This is a genomic window from Paraburkholderia sp. GAS32 (assembly GCF_050434225.1).
Taxonomy (GTDB): Bacteria; Pseudomonadota; Gammaproteobacteria; order Burkholderiales; family Burkholderiaceae; genus Paraburkholderia; species Paraburkholderia madseniana.
This window is the reverse complement of sequence record NZ_JBNPVS010000065.1, coordinates 29,696-49,017: the sequence shown is the minus strand read 5'-3', so window position 1 is coordinate 49,017 and position 19,322 is coordinate 29,696. Positions and strand designations below refer to the sequence as shown.

Annotated in this window: 15 protein-coding genes; 10 read left to right on the top strand and 5 right to left on the bottom strand. The window is 61.3% G+C overall.

Features of this window, described 5'->3' with window-relative positions; translation table 11 throughout:
* Positions 1-361 precede the first annotated feature (361 nt).
* Together P3T25_RS43985 and P3T25_RS43980 are read right to left on the bottom strand one after the other, a co-directional pair.
* Positions 362-1,630 carry an SGNH/GDSL hydrolase family protein gene (locus P3T25_RS43985; RefSeq protein WP_171928489.1) on the bottom strand — a complete coding sequence of 423 codons (1,269 nt, stop codon included), beginning with the start codon at positions 1,628-1,630 and terminating at the stop codon, positions 362-364.
* A 324-nt stretch (positions 1,631-1,954) separates the two neighbouring features.
* Positions 1,955-3,580 (bottom strand): NAD(P)/FAD-dependent oxidoreductase, encoded by a 1,626-nt coding sequence (locus P3T25_RS43980; protein WP_429363635.1) that lies wholly within the window; start codon positions 3,578-3,580, stop codon positions 1,955-1,957.
* A 216-nt stretch (positions 3,581-3,796) separates the two neighbouring features.
* On the opposite strand from P3T25_RS43980, the gene paaA reads away from it, so the two are divergent.
* The 8 genes from paaA (at position 3,797) to P3T25_RS43940 (ending at position 10,108) form a co-directional block, all read left to right on the top strand.
* Entirely contained in the window at positions 3,797-4,795 is a 999-nt protein-coding gene (gene paaA / locus P3T25_RS43975) for a 1,2-phenylacetyl-CoA epoxidase subunit PaaA (RefSeq protein WP_154567288.1), read from the top strand.
* Positions 4,796-4,834: 39 nt separating this feature from the next.
* The gene (gene paaB / locus P3T25_RS43970) at positions 4,835-5,119 is read left to right on the top strand and encodes a 1,2-phenylacetyl-CoA epoxidase subunit PaaB (protein WP_007179854.1); all 285 of its coding nucleotides are present in this window, start codon (positions 4,835-4,837) and stop codon (positions 5,117-5,119) included.
* An 8-nt stretch (positions 5,120-5,127) separates the two neighbouring features.
* Positions 5,128-5,931, top strand: coding sequence for a 1,2-phenylacetyl-CoA epoxidase subunit PaaC (gene paaC / locus P3T25_RS43965; protein WP_154567287.1), 804 nt, complete (start codon positions 5,128-5,130; stop codon positions 5,929-5,931).
* Between the two features lie 43 nt (positions 5,932-5,974).
* Positions 5,975-6,517: a 1,2-phenylacetyl-CoA epoxidase subunit PaaD gene (gene paaD / locus P3T25_RS43960; protein WP_429363632.1), complete on the top strand. Its 543-nt coding sequence runs from the start codon at positions 5,975-5,977 to the stop codon at positions 6,515-6,517.
* A gap of 1 nt (position 6,518) precedes the next feature.
* Positions 6,519-7,607 carry a 1,2-phenylacetyl-CoA epoxidase subunit PaaE gene (paaE, locus tag P3T25_RS43955; RefSeq protein ID WP_154567286.1) on the top strand — a complete coding sequence of 363 codons (1,089 nt, stop codon included), beginning with the start codon at positions 6,519-6,521 and terminating at the stop codon, positions 7,605-7,607.
* A 154-nt stretch (positions 7,608-7,761) separates the two neighbouring features.
* On the top strand, positions 7,762-8,574 hold the full coding sequence (locus P3T25_RS43950) for a DUF1835 domain-containing protein (RefSeq protein ID WP_154567285.1): 813 nt from the start codon (positions 7,762-7,764) through the stop codon (positions 8,572-8,574).
* A 14-nt stretch (positions 8,575-8,588) separates the two neighbouring features.
* Entirely contained in the window at positions 8,589-9,197 is a 609-nt protein-coding gene (locus tag P3T25_RS43945) for a TetR/AcrR family transcriptional regulator (protein WP_171928491.1), read from the top strand.
* A 242-nt stretch (positions 9,198-9,439) separates the two neighbouring features.
* Positions 9,440-10,108, top strand: coding sequence for a GNAT family N-acetyltransferase (locus P3T25_RS43940; protein ID WP_171928492.1), 669 nt, complete (start codon positions 9,440-9,442; stop codon positions 10,106-10,108).
* An 81-nt stretch (positions 10,109-10,189) separates the two neighbouring features.
* Here P3T25_RS43940 and P3T25_RS43935 read toward each other — a convergent pair whose 3' ends face one another.
* Positions 10,190-10,687 carry an Lrp/AsnC family transcriptional regulator gene (locus P3T25_RS43935; protein ID WP_054043236.1) on the bottom strand — a complete coding sequence of 166 codons (498 nt, stop codon included), beginning with the start codon at positions 10,685-10,687 and terminating at the stop codon, positions 10,190-10,192.
* A 162-nt stretch (positions 10,688-10,849) separates the two neighbouring features.
* On the opposite strand from P3T25_RS43935, the gene hppD reads away from it, so the two are divergent.
* Positions 10,850-11,947, top strand: a complete 1,098-nt coding sequence (gene hppD / locus P3T25_RS43930; protein WP_121108780.1) for a 4-hydroxyphenylpyruvate dioxygenase — start codon at positions 10,850-10,852, stop codon at positions 11,945-11,947.
* 145 nt (positions 11,948-12,092) lie between these two features.
* Here hppD and P3T25_RS43925 read toward each other — a convergent pair whose 3' ends face one another.
* On the bottom strand, positions 12,093-12,299 hold the full coding sequence (locus tag P3T25_RS43925) for a hypothetical protein (protein WP_154567282.1): 207 nt from the start codon (positions 12,297-12,299) through the stop codon (positions 12,093-12,095).
* A 349-nt stretch (positions 12,300-12,648) separates the two neighbouring features.
* Here P3T25_RS43925 and P3T25_RS43920 point away from each other — a divergent pair, with 349 nt between their 5' ends.
* Complete coding sequence (locus P3T25_RS43920) at positions 12,649-16,248, top strand: indolepyruvate ferredoxin oxidoreductase family protein (protein WP_429363627.1); 3,600 nt, start codon at positions 12,649-12,651, stop codon at positions 16,246-16,248.
* Positions 16,249-16,899: 651 nt separating this feature from the next.
* On the opposite strand, the gene P3T25_RS43915 is transcribed toward P3T25_RS43920, so the two are convergent.
* Positions 16,900-19,170: an NADP-dependent malic enzyme gene (locus P3T25_RS43915; protein WP_154566348.1), complete on the bottom strand. Its 2,271-nt coding sequence runs from the start codon at positions 19,168-19,170 to the stop codon at positions 16,900-16,902.
* Between the last annotated feature and the right edge of the window lie 152 nt (positions 19,171-19,322).

Genomic DNA, 19,322 nt, shown 5'->3' with positions numbered 1-19,322 from the left:
GCAGACCCCGAAGAGTCCACCGGCGCGTCGCGCATCAAGCGCCCACACTTATCGGCTGTTAATTTTTAAAGATCGAGTACGCATTCACTACCGGACCAGCGCCACGCAACATTGACATCAACCATCAACATCACAACCACCCGGCACCGCTTCGTTCTGCGTCGCTGCATCAGCAGCAGAGAAACGAGATTATGAAGGCTCTTTTTCGTTTCGTCAACAACATTTTTTCGCTTTCGCTTAAAACCTTGTTGACGCTACAACCGCTGGTTTCCGCCGCGGCTCTCGTTCGCAAACGAGGAGGCGAACTATAGGCGAACATCAGTCATGTGACAAGGGTTTGACGAAAATCTTTTTTGGCGACTCACTTCCGGGTTGAATTCACTACAGCAGCCACCGGAACCGCTTCAGCCATTGCGGCGTACCCGGCATCGCTGGGATGGATATGGTCACCACTGTCAAAGGCGCGCTGCAGACGATTCGGCTGCGCCGGGTCGCGCAGCGCAGCGTCGAAATCGACAACGCCGTCGAAAGCGTGGCTGCTTCGAATCCACTGGTTGACCGCCAGCCGGATACTCTCCCGCGGCGCCGGCAGCGACGCCGGCGTCAACGTTGCGCCGAACACCTTCACGCCGCGGTGCCGTGCGTCCGCAATCACGCGCTGGTAGCCGGCGATCAGGTCGGCGGCCGTCACCGAGGTATGCGGAAAGTCGCAGTCGAGTCCACTACGCGCCGGCATCTCCGCGAAGTTGATGTCATTGATTCCGATCAGCAGAATCGCCGTCTTGACGCCCGGGCGCTCCAGCACGTCCCGGTCGAAACGCCGGACAAGCGCGTCGCCGTAGCAGGGCGAGTCGCTCAACAAGCGATTACCGCTGATGCCAAGATTGGCGATCGCCGTCGAGTGGTCGCCAGTGCTGGCGAACCGGCGAGCCAGCGCGTCTGGCCAGCGTCGATTCTGATTCAGACTCGAGCGCATACCGTCGGTGATCGAGTCGCCGATCGCGGCGACGGCAGCCGATGACGGCGCATCCACCGACAAACCCGTCACCCACACATATTGCGTGAACCGGCCACGAAACGAGTCAGCGGAAGTATCTGCAGTGTGATTACCCGGGGCGGAAACGTAATTCAACTGATTCGAGACCCGATGCCACGCCACAATCCGCTGTTCCGGCCCCGTGAACGCACTGATCGCGTAAGGTGCGCCCTCGGCGATGTCGATTGCGACAGGGTCACTGTCCAACTCGGCGCCCGGTGGTACGCTCACCGAACTCTTGCCGCCGAACGTCACACGCGCCTCCCCATTGCCCAGCGCAGCCGCGCCGCCGGCCGAGCGCGCAATGCGCAACTCCTCGATGACGAGCGCCGTCTTGCCGTACTCGTTGCTGAGATGGACTCGTGCGGTTTTACCGGACAGCGTCGGATAGACAATCTGGCGAACTGTTCGCCCTGCTACCTCCGGGGCGCGATACAGGGGCGGCAAATCCGACCGTTGGGGAATGGGTTGCAACGCCGTCGCCCATGCGGTGACCCAGTGCATCGGGGCGTCGGCGGCAAAAACAGTCGGGGAAACGGCGAATTGGCAAAGCAGCGCCGCGCTATATGCGGCAGCCAGAGTGCGAATGGTCATTCGGGTGGTCAGTTCGAGGCGAAACGTGCATTGTGCCCGATCGCCATCTCTGTCGCGGCGGACCGCGCGAACGCTATCGTGCGATCACCCGCGCCTGGTCGCAGGGCCGCGGCGCCGAACGTACCGCGAGTGGCGGTATGGGTCCTCGGCGGACTGCGCGCAACCGGACGTATTCAGCCCGCCCGGCACTAGAGAGCCCTCACCGGAACTCCAGACGCGACGTCCGCGAAGCAGTTATCCGCATGACGATGCATCGCGAGCGCTTCGCCCCCATGAACCCGTCTGGGCAACAGCCATTCAGTGCTTGCACAGACCCATCACTCGTCAGACCGCCGCCGGAACCCCAACCATCTTCAACGCAAGCGCTTCGGCCACTTCGATCCCGTCGATGGCCGCCGAGTAGATCCCGCCGGCATACCCCGCGCCTTCACCCGCCGGATACAGGCCCTCGACATTCATGCTCTGAAAGTCATCCCGGCGTCGCACGCGAATCGGCGACGACGTTCGCGTCTCGACGCCGGTCAGCACCGCGTCATGCATCGCGAAGCCGGCAATCTTCTTGTCCATTTGCGGCAACGCTTCGCGGATCGCTTCGATTACGTAGTCTGGCAGCGCCGTGCTGAGATCGGTCGGATGCACGCCCGGTTTGTAGGACGGCACCACCGAACCCAGCGACGTGGACGGCCGCCCGGCAATAAAGTCGCCAACAAGCTGGCCCGGCGCCATATAGTTGCCGCCACCCAACTCGAACGCCCGCTCTTCCCATTTGCGCTGGAAGGCGATGCCGGCTAGCGGGCCGCCCGGATAATCGTCCGGCGTGATGCCGACGACAATCCCAGCGTTGGCATTGCGCTCGGCCCGTGAATACTGGCTCATGCCGTTGGTCACCACGCGGCCCGGCTCGGAAGTCGCCGCGACCACCGTGCCGCCAGGACACATACAGAAGCTATAAACGGCGCGCCCGTTGCTGCAGTGGTGCACGACCTTATAGTCGGCGGCGCCCAGTTGCTTGTGGCCCGCAAACTTGCCGAAACGGCTGCGATCGATCAACCCTTGCGGATGTTCGATCCGGAAACCGAGTGAAAACGGCTTCGCTTCAATATAGACGCCGCGGTCGCTCAGCATCTGGAAGGTATCGCGCGCGCTATGGCCGACCGCCAGCACCACGTGGTCGCAGCGCAAATGCTCGCCCGTCGACAGCTTGAGCCCGCGCACCTTGCCCTGATCGATTTCGATATCGTCGACCCGCGTCTCGAAACGCACCTCACCACCCAGCTCGTGAATAGTCGCGCGCATCTTTTCGACCATGCTGACGAGGCGGAACGTGCCGATATGGGGCCGGCTCAGATAGAGAATGTCTTCCGGCGCACCCGCGCGGACGAATTCGTCGAGCACCTTGCGGCCGTAGTGCTTCGGATCCTTGATCTGGCTGTAAAGCTTGCCGTCCGAGAATGTGCCCGCGCCGCCTTCACCGAACTGCACATTCGATTCAGGATTGAGCACCGACTTGCGCCACAGCCCGAAAGTATCCTTGGTGCGCTCGCGCACGGCCTTGCCGCGCTCGAGAATGATCGGACGAAAGCCCATCTGGGCGAGGATCAGCCCGGCAAACAGGCCGCACGGCCCCATGCCGATCACAACCGGACGCGGGGAAGTCATCTGCGCCGGTGCTTTGGCGACAAAACGGTACGTCATGTCCGGTGTCACCGCGCAGTGGGGCACGTCGGCGAGCCGCTTGAGCGCGGCCGCTTCATCCTTCACCTCGACGTCGACGATGTAAGTGAGCTTGATGTCGGTGCGCTTGCGGGCGTCGTGCGCGCGGCGGAACACGGTGTATCGGATGAGCCCGTCCTCGCCCACGCCGAGTTCAGCGAGGCGCGCGCGGACGCCGGCTTCGAGAACGCTCTCGGGGTGATCGAGCGGGAGTTTAATTTCGCTTAGACGTAACATGAGTACCGGGGGATGCATGAAGGCCGCAAATCGCGGCCAATTCGCAATTTTATAGGTTATGTGTCGGCGCGGGGCGGCGACGCTCGCGAAACACCTTGGCGACGAACCCAAGGTGTCCCTATCGAAACGAGCCATTCTTCTCAAAAAATTTATTAACCGACCGGTCGGTTGGTTTATACTGCGCACACACAGACAACTTCCGCTGAGAGCGTCCCCATGTACACGCAATCCCTGGATATCCCCGGCAATGTCGCCCCGCTCGACGCGGCAGCGAGTTCGCCCGAGCAGTCGCAATTCGACGCGGTCATGGCCGCCGACGGCAAGATCGAAGCGCAGGACTGGATGCCTGAGGCCTACCGCAAGACGCTGGTCCGGCAAATCTCGCAGCACGCGCATTCTGAAATCGTCGGCATGCTGCCGGAAGGCAACTGGATCTCACGCGCGCCCAGCCTGAAGCGCAAGGCGATCCTGCTGGCCAAAGTGCAGGACGAAGCCGGCCACGGCCTCTATCTATATAGCGCGGCCGAAACGCTCGGCGTGTCGCGCGATCAGTTGATCGCCGCATTGCACTCGGGCAAAGCCAAATATTCGAGCATCTTCAACTACCCGACACCCACGTGGGCGGACGTCGGCGTGATCGGCTGGCTGGTGGACGGCGCGGCGATCATGAATCAGATTCCGCTGTGCCGCTGCACGTACGGCCCTTATGCCCGCGCGATGATCCGCATCTGCAAGGAAGAGTCGTTCCACCAGCGCCAGGGCTTCGACGCGCTGATGTCGATGATGAGCGGCACCGAAGCGCAACGCGAGTTGGTCCAGCAAGCCGTGAACCGCTGGTGGTGGCCGGTGCTGATGATGTTCGGCCCGAGCGACAAAGACTCGATTCACAGCAACCAGTCGTCGAAATGGGGCATCAAGCGCATCTCGAACGACGATCTGCGCCAGAAATTCGTCGACGCCACCGTCGATCAGGCCAAGGTACTCGGCGTCACGCTGCCGGATCCGGACCTGAAGTGGAACGAAGCGCGCGGCCAACACGACTACGGCGATATCGACTGGGAAGAATTCTGGCGCGTCGTGAATGGCGACGGCCCGTGCAACCGCGAACGTCTCGCGACCCGCGTGAAAGCACACGACGACGGCGCCTGGGTGCGCGAAGCCGCCCTCGCCCACGCCGAAAAGCAGCGCCAGCGCGCACAACAGCAAGCTGCCTAACCGCAGCGACAAGCCAGACAAAGTATCAGGAGATCAGCAATGAACAAGGAATGGCCGATTTGGGAAGTCTTCGTGCGCAGCAAGCAGGGACTCGACCATAAACACTGCGGCAGCCTGCATGCCGCCGACGCGCCGATGGCGCTGCGCATGGCGCGCGACGTCTACACGCGCCGCCAGGAAGGCGTGAGCATCTGGGTGGTGCCGTCGTCGGCGATCACGGCATCCGCGCCGGAAGACAAGGCTGAGCTGTTCGAACCGGCTGGCGACAAGATTTATCGCCACCCGACGTTCTACACGCTCCCCGACGAAGTCAACCACATGTAAGCGCGGCCATGACCATCACGCCCCAACATCTGCAGTATGTGCTGCGCCTCGCGGACACCGCGCTGATCCTCGGTCAGCGCAACGCCGAGTGGTGCGGTCACGGCCCGATCCTCGAAGAGGACATCGCGCTGTCGAACATGAGTCTGGATCTGATCGGCCAGGCGCGCCTGCTGTACACGCACGCCGCCTCGCTGGAACAGCAACTCACCGGCAAAAGCCGCACGGAAGACGACTACGCGTACTTCCGCGCGGAACGCGAGTTCGCCAACTACACGCTGGCCGAGTTGCCGCATTACGGCCCGCTCGCCGGCACGGCGCAAGCCGAGAAGGACTACGCGGTCACGATCGTGCGCAATTTCCTGTACTCAACGCTAATGGCGCATCTGTGGTCCGCGCTCACTACGTCGAAGGATGAACAGCTTGCAGCGATCGCCTCGAAGTCGATCAAGGAAACCAGCTATCACGTGCACCATGCGGGCGAATGGCTGATTCGTTTCGGCGACGGCACGGACGAGTCGCATCGCCGCGCGCAAGCTGCGCTCGACTATCTGCTGCCGTACACGCGTGAGTTTTTTAGTGCGGACGCCGTGGAGGAAGCCATCGCCGCCGCCGGCATCGGGCCGCTGACGTCGGACCTCGAGGCAGCATGGCTCGAAGACGTAGCGGCCACGCTCGACCCGGCCACGCTCAAGCTCCCCGAAGCGGTCAAGCACATCACGGCCGGCAAGCATGGCGAGCACTCGGAGCACATGGGCTTCGTGCTGGCCGAAATGCAAAGCCTCGCGCGCCAGCATCCCGGCGCCACCTGGTAAGCGCGCACCCGAGCGCTCAACCGGAACCCAACGGAACTTTACGATGACGACCTCGACTGCCATGCCCACCGCCGACGCTACGCTCGAGCGCGCATGGGCCGCGCTCGAAACGGTGCCTGATCCGGAGATCCCGGTGGTATCGATTCGTGAACTCGGCATTCTGCGCGACGTGCGCCGCGCCGCCGACGGCACGCTCGAAGTCGTGATCACGCCAACCTATTCCGGTTGCCCGGCGATGTCGCAGATCGCCGAAGACGTCGCCCACGCGCTCGATGTGGCTGAACTGAAGCCGTATCGCATCGCCACTGTGCTGGCGCCAGCCTGGACCACCGACTGGATGACCGCCGACGCGCGCGAAAAATTGCGCGCCTATGGCATCGCGCCGCCCACGGGCAATTGCGGTTCAGCCGCTCCGTCGCAGGAAAAAGTGCTGCGTTTCATGCCGCGCGCGCTGCCGGCGCCGTCGTGCCCCCGTTGCGGCTCGGCGCATACCGAGCGTCTCGCGCAATTCGGCTCGACGGCCTGCAAGGCCCTGTACCGCTGCATCGACTGCCGCGAACCCTTCGACTACTTCAAACCATACTGATATGGCTACCCCGCAATTTCATCCGCTGCGTATCCGCGAAGTGCGGCCCGAAACTGCCGACGCGGTCTCGGTCGCCTTCGAAGTCCCTGTCGAACTGCGCGAACACTATCGCTTCACGCAGGGCCAGTTCGTCACCCTGAAAACGCACATCGACGGTGAGGAAACGCGCCGTTCGTACTCGATCTGCGTCGGCGTCACCGATTACGACCGCGACGGCGAACTGCGCATCGGCATCAAGCGCGTGCGCGGCGGCCGTTTCTCGAACTTCGCGTTCGACACGCTGCAACCCGGCCACACCATCGACGTGATGACGCCGGACGGCCGCTTCTTCACCCATCTCAACGCCGACCAGGGCCAGCAGTACATCGCGTTTTCCGGCGGCTCGGGCATCACGCCGGTGCTCGCGATCATCAAGACCACGCTGGAAGTCGAGCCGCGTAGCACCTTCACGCTGGTGTACGGCAACCGCAGCGTCGATCAGATCATGTTCGCGGAAGAGCTCGAAGATCTGAAGAACCGCTTCATGAACCGCTTCGTGCTCTATCACGTGCTGTCGGACGACCTGCAGGACGTCGAGCTGTTCAACGGCGTGCTCGACCAGGAGAAGTGCGCCGCCTTCATCGACAACCTGCTGCCGGCCGATGCCATCGACGAAGCCTTCATCTGCGGTCCCGGCCCGATGATGGATGCGGCCGAGGCCGCGCTGAAAGCCGCAGGCGTACCTTCGGAAAAAGTGCATGTGGAGCGCTTCGGTTCGCCGCTGCCGCAAGCGGGCGTGCCGCCGGTCGAAATCACCGACGACACCCCGGCCGCCGACCTCGAAATCGTCCTTGATGGGAAACGGCGCAAGCTGCGCCTGCCGTATCAGGGCGTGAGCGTGCTCGACGTCGGCTTGCGTGCCGGCCTCGCGCTGCCGTACGCATGCAAGGGCGGCGTCTGCTGCACTTGCCGCGCGAAGGTGCTCGAAGGCGAGGTCAAGATGGAAAAGAACTACACGCTGGAAGAACACGAAATCCGCGACGGTTACGTGCTGACCTGCCAATGCCATCCAATCAGCGATCGCGTGGTGGTGAGTTACGACGAGCGTTGAGTCGCGCGCGACGGGTGGCCATGCGACGCCCGCAACGCTTTCAGCAGGTCCGCGATGCGCTTACACTAGGGGCCGCTCGCGATCGGACATCAGTCCCGATCGATGAGCGGCCCCTTTTGTTATTTGCGTTTTTTGCCAGCCCAAGCCACTGCCGATGAGCACCATCCACCTCACCAACGGCGATGTCGCCGCCGAATCATTGCGCGCCGCGCTAGCCGAGGCGGCCCGCGACGATCGCGTGCACGCACTGCGCGACGATCTGGCGGTCGGCCCATTGCGTGGCATCGACGACGGACCCGACGTGCGAGCAGAGTTCTGGGACCGAGTCAGCGCGGACACCCGGCGCGATTTTCTTCGTGAATTCCGCGAGCAGGCGGCAACGCTGGAGAACATCGCGCGGGGCGACGCGAATCTGGTGATCTGGCACGGCGAAAGCGCGGCCGATCAATTGATGCTGCGCCGCGTCTGCTATCACCTGCGCAACAGCCCGCAACGGCTGAATGAAGTGCGCCTGTCGATTCGCGACCTCACCGACCCGGGCGCCTGGGCGCACAGCCGCAAAGATCGCGCGACGTCCGTCGGCATGTTCGCGCCGACTGTCCTGCAAGGGCGTCTGCATGACGCGGCGCCGATTTCGGTTCTGCGCATCAGCCGACTCGCGCTCGAATGGCAGGAAGCCAAGCACGCAAACGGCGAGACGCGCCGCTGGCGCGACAACACTTTCACAAGCGGCAACTTCGCCGATCTGGACGCGCTGATTCTCGAGCACGCCACGGGCGACTGGCAGCCCGCCGCGCGCGTTGCAGCGGAACTGATGACCGCTGAACTCTGTTATCTGGTGAGCGACAGCATCGTGCTGTGGCGCTTCCGCGAACTGGCCGCGACCCGTCGCATCAAGCTGCGTGGCGACGCGAGCGCATGGCGCACGCTGGAACTGTCTGCGGCGCTTGCCCCCTGTCCACACTAATAAAATAGACGACCATGGCCCGTACCCGAGCCCCCGACCACGAAACCCAACGCGACCAGATTCTCGAACTCGCCGCGGAGAAATTCGCCCAGACCAGCTACCCGAGCACCTCGATGGCCGATCTCGCGGCCGCGAGCGGCACCTCGAAAGCGCGCCTGTACCACTATTACGCGAGCAAGGAAGCGATCCTGTTCGATCTGCTGGACCGCTACACAAAGCGGCTGATGCTGATCATCGCGGAGGTGGAAGGCGCGAGCCAACGCCGCGGACTGTCCGAGCGCGACACTTTCGCCGAGCTGATCCGTGCGTTCCTATCCGAGTACGAGACCTCACACAGTCGGCACGTCGCGCTCCTGAACGACGTGAAGTATCTGGTCGATACCCAGCGCGAGGTCATCCTCAACCGCCAGCGCGATGTTGTCGCGGCATTTGCGCGGCAACTGGCGCGCGCCTATCCGGAACGCGCCACACGCGAAAACCAGACCGCGCTCACGATGATGGTGTTCGGCATGATCAACTGGACGTTCACCTGGCTCAAGCCGGACGGCCGGATGGGCTACCGGGAATTCGCCGAGCAGGTGGTCGATATGGTGGATCACGGACTGACTTCTGCCCGAGGGTGATTGCGCACGGCAGCATTGTTCAGAGGAAGTAATTGCCACGAGTTGCCTAGGCGCGACAACTTGTCACGAACGCTCGTTCAATTTAATTTTCATTAATAATCAATGCATTAAAAATAGGGCGCTAACTTTCTAGACATTGCCCTCAGTTTTTGATACGGGTTTTCCCTAGTGCGGGATCGGCATATCCGCTAAAATCGTTTTTGCGGTGCACCATGCCGCTCGATTAAAAGGAGAACCCGACCATGAACATGATTACACCCCGCGCCGCTGAGCCGATCGTCGCGCACGATCGTCCGTTGCAGCCAGGCGGTCGTGCGCCTGCTCTGGTCCGCGAGCTCACCGCCATCGATCGCGAACGACTGCTGACCCACTTCCTCGCGCTCGGCGAAGACGACCGCCTTCTGCGCTTCGGCCAGATCGTGCCGAACCACGTCATTGAGAACTACGTCCGCGCGATCGACTTCACGCGCGACACGGTCTTCGGCGTGTTCAATAGTCAGTTGCAACTCACCGGCGTCGGCCACCTGGCGTATCTGCCAGCCGACGGTGACAAGCGCACCGCCGAATTCGGCGTGTCGGTGCTGGAAAGCGTCCGCGGGCAAGGGATTGGCTCGAAGCTCTTCGAGCGCGCCGCAATACGCAGCCGCAATACGCATGTCACCACGCTTTACATGCACTGCCTGTCGCGCAATTCGACCATGATGCACATCGCGAAGAAGGCCGGCATGAAGATCGAATACTCGTACGGCGAGGCAGATGCCTATCTGACGCTGTCGCCAGCGGATCAATCGAGCATCATCACGGAGATGCTACAGGAGCAAGCTGCGGTGTTCGACTACGCACTCAAGCGCCAGGCGCGTCAGGCGTCAAAGATGTTCGAGTCGTTTATGCCGACTGAGGCGGCGGCCTAAACAGCCTGCGCTTCGGCAAAAGAAAGGGCGGCCTTGTGGCTGCCCTTTTTGTTTGTCTGTCGCCTAACCGCGGCCCAGCACTCACAAAATCGGCAGCGCCGTTGTTTCCTTGAACTTCTCGAGCGAAAAGCTCGTTTTCACGTCGATTACAGAGGGATGGTGCAGCAACTGGTCCTGCACAAACCGTGAAAAGTGCGCCATATCCTCGACCTGCACACGCAGCAGGTAATCCATGTCGCCCGTCATCGCGTGACATGCGACCACTTCCGGCCACGTCTGCACGGCCGCGCGAAACAGATCGGCATGCGTCGTGTCGCCGCGCGGACTGAGCCCCGGACCGCTGCGCTTTTCCAGTCGCACGTTGACGTAGGCGAGCAGATCAAGCCCAAGCTTTTGCGCATCGAGCAACGCGACATAGCCGCGAATCACCCCGCTCTCTTCCAGCCGACGGATACGCCGTAGACACGGGCTCGGCGACAGGTTGATGCGCTCGGCGATCTCCTGATTTGACAGCCTGCCATTCTCCTGAAGGATCGCCAGAATGCGTCTGTCGATGGCGTCTATCTCTATTTTGGCCATTTTCTGCCGTCCATGTCATAAATTGAGCTAGAAAATAGCTTGAGCGTATCGGCGCGCGATTAAGTTCGCAAGTTTTCGTCGCCAGCCGGCCTTTACACTTGCGTCATTCAGTTGCGCTAACTCGTACGGCCCGCGCCGGCGCTAATAGGAAGGAGACAGACAATGCAGGTTTCAACTTGGGAAAACCCGGTCGGCACGGACGGCTTCGAATTCATCGAATACACCGCACCGGATCCGAAGGCGCTCGGCAAGCTGTTCGAACAGATGGGCTTCACCGCCGTTGCACGGCATCGTCACAAAGACGTGACGCTGTATCGCCAGGGTGAAATCAACTTCATCGTCAACGGGGAACAGCATTCGTTCGCGCAACGTTTCACGCGCCTGCATGGTCCGTCGATCTGCGCGATCGCGTTCCGTGTGCAGGACGCTGCGAAGGCCTACCAACAGGCACTGGAAAAAGGCGCCTGGGGTTTCGACAACAAGACCGGCCCGATGGAACTCAACATTCCGGCGATCAAGGGCATCGGCGACTCGCTGATCTATTTTGTCGACCGCTGGCGCGGCAAGAACGGTGCTGAGCCGGGCACTATCGGCAACATCGATATTTACGACGTCGACTTCGAACCGATTCCGGGCGCGAATCCGAACCCTGTCGGCCACGGTCTGACCTACATCGACCATCTGACGCACAACGTCCATCGCGGACGCATGCAGGAATGGGCGGAGTTCTATGAGCGCCTGTTCAATTTCCGGGAAGTGCGTTACTTCGACATCGAAGGCAAAGTGACCGGCGTGAAATCCAAGGCGATGACCTCGCCTTGCGGCAAAATCCGCATTCCGATCAATGAGGAAGGGTCAGACGTAGCCGGTCAAATCCAGGAGTATCTGGACCAGTACCACGGCGAAGGCATCCAGCACATCGCGCTGGGCAGCAACGACATCTATCGCACGGTGGACGGTTTGCGCGCGGCGAACATCTCGCTGCTCGATACGATCGACACATACTATGAACTGGTCGATCGGCGTGTGCCGAACCACGGCGAGCCGCTCGACGAATTGCGTAAGCGCAAGATCCTGATCGACGGCGCACCCGACGACTTGCTGCTGCAGATCTTCACCGAAAACCAGATCGGGCCGATCTTCTTCGAGATCATCCAGCGCAAGGGCAATCAAGGATTCGGCGAGGGCAACTTCAAGGCGCTGTTCGAATCGATCGAGCTGGATCAGATCCGTCGTGGCGTGGTTCAGGACAAGGCCTAACGACTAGCGGCCAACGGTCCACGTGGAATCTGGGAGACATAAAAAAGGGCGAAGATCTTGCGATCCTCGCCCTTCGTCGTTTATGCCGTTGTCCGAAGCCCGGACAACGGCCGATTTTCAACCGATGCGCCGCTTCAGCGACGCATCACGAATTCTGGTCTTCCTCGTCGGCCTTTGTGGATCGTGCAATGCGCTCCACCGCAATGCGTGCGGGCGCGACCTGCGCCGTGCTGGTGATCGCGTTCGACAGCGTCCCTGCGCTGTTCGAGCCGGAACTCGAGCGCACCGGCGCGCTCATGGCGAAGAATGCGGCCGAAACCATCAGGAAGGTCTGGATGTTTCTAGTGTTCATGCGTACTCCTTTTCTAACTGCCCTGCTGTCCTGAAGCTCCACCGAATGCGGAGCGTTGCGCAGACATTGCTCGCAGGTGGGGTGTTAGACAGACATTTCAACTGCGGTTCCTCATATTTGTAGTTTTTACAGCTTGTTACAGGGGAATTGCGCCGCAGGAAGTCGCCCGACGCGTTCAGCGCAAGTTCGGCGCTGCGATGCCGTATTTCTGGCACGCTGCGGCGGGTTTTCACCAGTGCTACCATCACTTAAAACACGTCAATATGGCGACCCCGGCCCCAAGCGTTCACAAGATGCCGCGGCCAAAAAAAGTTTTGGTGATCCCAAACTGGTTGGAGGAGTACACATAATGAATGCCCCGCTAGACGCAGGTCAGCGAGCCTCGCTCGAAGCCGCGCTATCTTCCGTCACGCTCGACGACAAATACACCCTCGAACGCGGCCGCGCGTACATGAGCGGCATCCAGGCGCTGGTTCGTCTGCCGATGCTGCAGCAAGAACGCGACCAGGCGGCCGGGCTCAATACCGCCGGCTTCATCTCCGGTTACCGCGGATCGCCACTCGGCGGACTCGACCAATCCTTGTGGAAGGCGAAACAGCATCTCGCCGCGCATCGCGTCGTGTTCCAGCCCGGCGTCAACGAAGACCTCGCGGCGACCGCCGTGTGGGGTTCGCAGCAGGTCAATCTGTACCCGAGCGCAAAATACGATGGCGTGTTCTCGATGTGGTACGGCAAAGGCCCAGGCGTCGACCGTTCCGGTGACGTCTTCAAGCACGGCAATTCGGCCGGCTCTGCGCAACACGGCGGCGTTCTCGTGCTCGCCGGCGACGACCACGCCGCCAAATCCTCGACACTCGCGCACCAGTCGGAACACATCTTCAAGGCCTGCGGCCTGCCGGTGCTGTTCCCATCGAACGTGCAGGAATATCTGGATTTCGGCCTGCACGGCTGGGCGATGAGCCGCTATTCCGGACTGTGGGTCGCGATGAAGTGCGTGACCGACGTGGTCGAATCGTCCGCTTCGGTCGACATCGATCCGCACCGCACGAAAATCGTTCTGCCGGACGACTTCGCCATGCCCGAAGGCGGCCTGAACATTCGCTGGCCGGATCCGCCGCTGGTGCAGGAAGCGCGTCTGCTCGACTACAAGTGGTACGCGGCGCTCGCCTATGTGCGCGCGAACAAACTGGACCGCGTCGAAATCGATTCGCCGCATGCGCGCTTCGGCATCATGACCGGCGGCAAGGCATACCTCGACGTGCGTCAGGCGCTGACCGATCTCGGTCTCGACGACGAAACCTGTTCGCGCATCGGTATCCGTCTGTATAAGGTCGGCTGTGTATGGCCGCTCGAGGCGCAAGGTGCGCAAGCCTTCGCACGCGGTCTCGATGAAATTCTGGTGGTTGAAGAAAAGCGCCAGATTCTCGAATACGCGATCAAGGAAGAACTGTACAACTGGCCCGATGCGCAGCGTCCACGCGTGTTCGGCAAGTTCGATGAAAAGGACGGCGCGGGTGGCGAATGGTCCGTGCCGATGGGCAACTGGCTGCTGCCGGCGCACTACGAACTCTCGCCGGCAATCATCGCCAAGGCGATCGCCACTCGGCTCGACAAATTCGACCTGCCGTCCGACGTGCGCGCGCGCATTGCGACGCGCATCGCGGTCATCGAAGCGAAGGAAAAAGCATTGGCGCGTCCGCGCGTCGAAGCCGAGCGCAAGCCGTGGTTCTGTTCAGGCTGCCCGCACAACACGTCGACGAACGTGCCGGAAGGTTCGCGTGCGATGGCCGGCATCGGCTGCCACTACATGACCGTGTGGATGGACCGCAGCACCAGCACCTTCAGCCAGATGGGCGGCGAAGGCGTCGCGTGGATCGGCCAGGCGCCGTTCACCAACGATAAGCACGTATTCGCCAACCTCGGTGACGGCACCTACTTCCACTCGGGTCTGCTTGCGATTCGCGCGGCGATCGCGTCGAAGGCGAACATCACCTACAAGATTCTCTATAACGATGCAGTCGCGATGACGGGCGGGCAACCGGTCGACGGCGTGCTGACCGTGCCGCAGATTACGCATCAACTCGCCGCAGAAGGCGCGACGAAGATCGTGATCGTCACCGATGAACCGGAGAAATACTCCGCGAACGTCGGTCTCGCGCCAAGCATCGACATTCACCATCGCGACAAGCTCGATGAAGTTCAGCGCCAGCTTCGCGAGATTTCCGGCACCACGATCCTGATCTACGACCAGACCTGCGCGACGGAGAAACGCCGCCGCAGGAAACGCGGCACGTATCCGGATCCGGCGCGTCGTGTCGTGATCAACGAAGCGGTGTGCGAAGGCTGCGGCGATTGCTCGGTGAAGTCGAATTGCCTGTCTGTCGAGCCGCTCGATACCGAGTACGGCACCAAGCGCCAGATCAATCAGTCGACGTGCAACAAGGACTTCTCGTGCGTGAACGGGTTCTGCCCGAGCTTCGTATCCGTCGAAGGGGGTCAGTTGCGCAAGCCGAAGGCGGCTTCCGGCATTGTCGGTGACGCGATGCCACCGGTGCCGGAACCCGAACTACCGTCGATCGCGCGCCCTTATGGGGTGCTGGTGACGGGCGTCGGCGGCACGGGTGTCGTAACGATCGGCGCCTTGCTCGGCATGGCCGCGCATCTGGAAAACAAGGGCGTCACGGTGCTCGACGTCACCGGTCTCGCGCAGAAGGGCGGCGCCGTGATGAGCCACGTGCAGATCGCGCAGAACCCGGGCGACATTCACGCGACCCGTATCGCAATGGGCGAAGCCAGTCTCGTGATCGGCTGCGACGCGATCGTGACCGCCAGCGACGAATGCGTTTCGCGGATGCAGGTGAGCCGGACCCGTGTCGTGCTCAATAGCGCGCACACGCCGACCGCCGAACTTATCAAGAACCCGAACTGGCGCTTTCCGGGCAGCAGCACCGAAGCGGACGTGCGTGCCGGTGCGGGCGACGACGGCGTCGATATGGTCGATGCGAATCACTTCGCCGTCGCGCTACTTGGCGATGCGATCTACACGAATCCGTTCGTGCTCGGCTACGCGTGGCAACGCGGCTGGGTGCCGCTGACGTATCAATCGCTGATGCGCGCAATCGAGCTGAACAACGTGCAGATCGAGAAGAACCGTGCGGCTTTCGAATGGGGCCGTCGTGCCGCGCACGACCTGGCCTCGGTGCGCACGCTCGCGCACTCGCAAGGACGCGGTGCCGCAGCGGAAACGACGAGCAGCAAGATCATCTCGCTGCACACACCGAAGGCGCTCGACACGCTGATCGACAAGCGTGCCAACTATCTTGCCGCGTACCAGGACGCCGCTTATGCGGACCGTTATCGTGCATTGGTGTCGCAAGTGCGCGTGGCAGAATCGGCGCTCGATTCGATCGACGGCCAGTTGCCGTTGACCGAAGCGGTCGCGAAGAATCTGCACAAGCTGATGGCCTACAAGGACGAGTACGAAGTCGCACGGCTCTATAGCGACCCCGCGTTCATCGAAAAACTGAAGGCGAATTTCGAAGGCGACTGGAAGCTGCACATTCACCTCGCGCCGCCGACGTTCTCGAAAAAAGACGCACAAGGTCATCTGGTGAAGAAGAAGTACGGACCTTGGGTGTTCAGCGCCATGCACGTGCTCGCAAAACTCAAGTTCCTGCGCGGGACGGCGCTCGACGTGTTCGGCAAGACGGAGGAGCGTCGCACGGAGCGTGCGCTGATCGTCGAGTACGAGGCGCTGGTACGCGAGCTGATCGGTGGCCTGACCGCGCAGAAGCGTGAGTTGGCGGTCGAACTGGCGAATCTGCCGGACGGTATCCGCGGCTACGGGCACGTGAAGGAAAATAACCTGAAAGGCGTGCGGGTGAAGTGGAATGACTTGCTGACGCGCTGGCGTTCGCCGGAAGCGGGGAAGACGCAGCACGCGGCATGAACTTGCCGGCTTGACCGGCCGACATTGGCCTGAAATGGAAAAGGCGGCTGTCCTCGCGGACAGTCGCCTTTTTTTGCCTGTTTCGCCACGTGATGCGTGTGTACAAGAACAAGCGGTACTGCGCCTTCCAACAACACAACAACAACCAACCAAAAACAAACAACTACCAGACAGCTACTACAACTACGAACTGCTACTTCAACCGCCAACTGCTACTTCAACTACCAACCGCTACTTCAACTACCAACTACCAACTACAACAACACACACTTACTACCAGTACTGCAACCCATTGGTACTACTGTCTTCACCATCAGAACTACTACAGCCACTACGAACTTCTCAACACCAGAGGAAACGCAGCGCCTGACTCGATGCAAAGGATTGACCAGCCGACTGTTCCGTTGCCATCGCGTTGTGCTGCGCCTCAGAAGTAACTTTACAAAAGTGTCACAGCGAATCGAATAGGAGCATTCTTAAAGCTCGCTTAGCTCCATAAGAATTTCTCAGACCAACGGCCATCAGAACAAGAATGCACACATAAAAAAACGCCACGGAATCAACTTCCGTGGCGTTCTCACAGACTTACCGCAAACGCCGCAATGCGCGCGGCGTCGCTTCAACCATCAACCTGTCCGCATGACTGCGCGCTCACCCCTTGCGTGCGTTTGCCGAAGCCACCGCCGTCATGTTGATGATCCGGCGCACGGTCGCAGCCGGCGTCAGGATGTGCACCGGCTTCTCAGCGCCCAGCAGGAACGGACCAACCGTCACGCCTTCGCCGCCGATCATCTTCAACAGGTTGTACGTGATGTTTGCCGCTTCCACGTTCGGCATGATCAGCAGGTTCGCTTCACCGGTCAGCGTCGTGCCCGGGAATGCGGCCTTGCGGACGGCTTCCGACAATGCCGCGTCACCGTGCATCTCACCGTCGATCTCGAGCGAAGGCGCACGTTCAGCGATCAGCTTGCGAGCTGCGGCCATACGTTGTGACGACGAAGACGGCGCGCTGCCGAAATTCGAATTCGACAGCAACGCAACCTTCGGCGTGATGCCGAACTTTTCGATTTCGCGCGAAGCCAGCATCGTCATGTCGGCGAGCTGTTCGGCGGTCGGCGTTTCATTCACGTACGTATCGCAGATGAAAAGATTGCGGCCCGGCAACATCAGCAGGTTCATTGCAGCGAAGTTCTGCACGTTGTCTGCCTTGCCCAGCACCTGTTCGATGAACTTCAGATGCGCGTGGTACTGGCCGATCATCCCGCAGATCATGCCGTCGGCCTGGCCAAGGCGCACGAGGATCGCGCCGATCAGCGTGTTGAACTTGCGCATCGCGGCCTTCGCGACGTCCGGCGTGACGCCTTCGCGCGCGCCGAGTTCGTGATACGCCTGCCAGCATTGCTGATAGCGCGGATCGTCTTCCGGATCGACAACCTCAAAGTCTTCACCGCACTTCAGCTTCGAGCCCATCTTCTTCAGACGCATCTCGATCACCGACGGACGACCGACCAGAATCGGCTTGGCAATCTTTTCCAGCAGCACGAATTGCGCTGCGCGCAGCACGCGCTCGTCTTCACCTTCGGCGAACACGATACGCGCCACTTCCGACTTCGCCGCGGCGAACACCGGACGCATCACCATGCCGGTACGGTACACGGTGGTGCCGAGTTCTTCGCGGTACGCGTCCATATCCTTGATCGGACGGGTCGCAACGCCCGAGTCCATCGCGGCTTGCGCGACAGCCGGCGCGATCTTGATGATCAGGCGCGGATCGAACGGCTTCGGAATCAGGTAGTCAGGACCGAATTCGAGCGAGTGACCTTCATACGCCTTGGCGACTTCATCGCCCTGGTCGGTTTCTTCTGCCAGCTCCGCAATCGCACGCACGCACGCGAGCTTCATTTCTTCCGTGATTGTGGTTGCGCCGACATCCAGCGCGCCGCGGAAAATGAACGGGAAGCAGAGCACGTTGTTGACCTGGTTCGGGTAGTCCGAACGGCCCGTTGCGATGATGCAGTCCGGACGCACCTTCTTCGCTTCTTCCGGGCGGATTTCCGGTTCCGGATTCGCCAGCGCCAGAATCAGCGGCTGGGTGCCCATCTCGACGACCATTTCCGGCTTCAGCACGCCGGCGCTCGAGCAGCCGAGGAACACGTCAGCGCCGCGAATCGCGTCAGCCAGCGTGCGCGCTTCGGTGTTCGCCGCGTAACGTTCCTTCGACGGATCCAGATTGCCGCGGCCTTCGTAGATCACGCCTTTCGAGTCCGTGACCAGCACGTTCTTTTTCGACAGGCCCAGATTCACCAGCAGATCCAGACACGCGATGGCAGCCGCGCCCGCGCCCGAACACACCAGCTTCACTTCGTCGAGCTTCTTGCCGACCACTTTCAGGCCGTTCAGGATCGCCGCCGAAGCAATGATCGCGGTGCCGTGCTGATCGTCGTGGAAGACCGGAATCTTCATGCGCTCGCGCAGCTTCTTTTCGATGTAGAAGCACTCAGGCGCCTTGATGTCTTCGAGATTGATACCGCCCAACGTAGGCTCGAGCATCGCGATCGCTTCAACCAGCTTGTCCGGGTCGGACTCGGAGAGTTCGATGTCGAACACGTCGATACCGGCGAACTTCTTGAACAGGCAACCCTTGCCCTCCATCACCGGCTTCGCAGCGAGCGGGCCGATATTGCCGAGACCGAGCACGGCTGTACCGTTCGTGATCACACCGACGAGGTTGCCGCGCGAGGTGTACTTCTGCGCGTCGAGCGGGTCTTCGTAGATCGCCATGCAGGCCGCGGCGACGCCCGGCGAGTACGCGAGCGACAAGTCGAGCTGGTTCGACAGTGGCTTGGTAGGCGTGACCGAAATCTTGCCGGGCTTCGGAAACTGGTGGTAGGCGAGAGCGCTTTGCTTAAGTTGTTCGTCCATTTTTTAGCCTGCGAGACGTAAGTAATTGGGCCCGGCACACCGCACCGTTGGCATCGCTTGCATCTATCGAACGGATAATCGACTGCGGCGGTTTTCGCATGCGCCGGTTGAGCGCGGCGTCAAACCTCAGCGGAGGGCAAGACGGTGCGGAG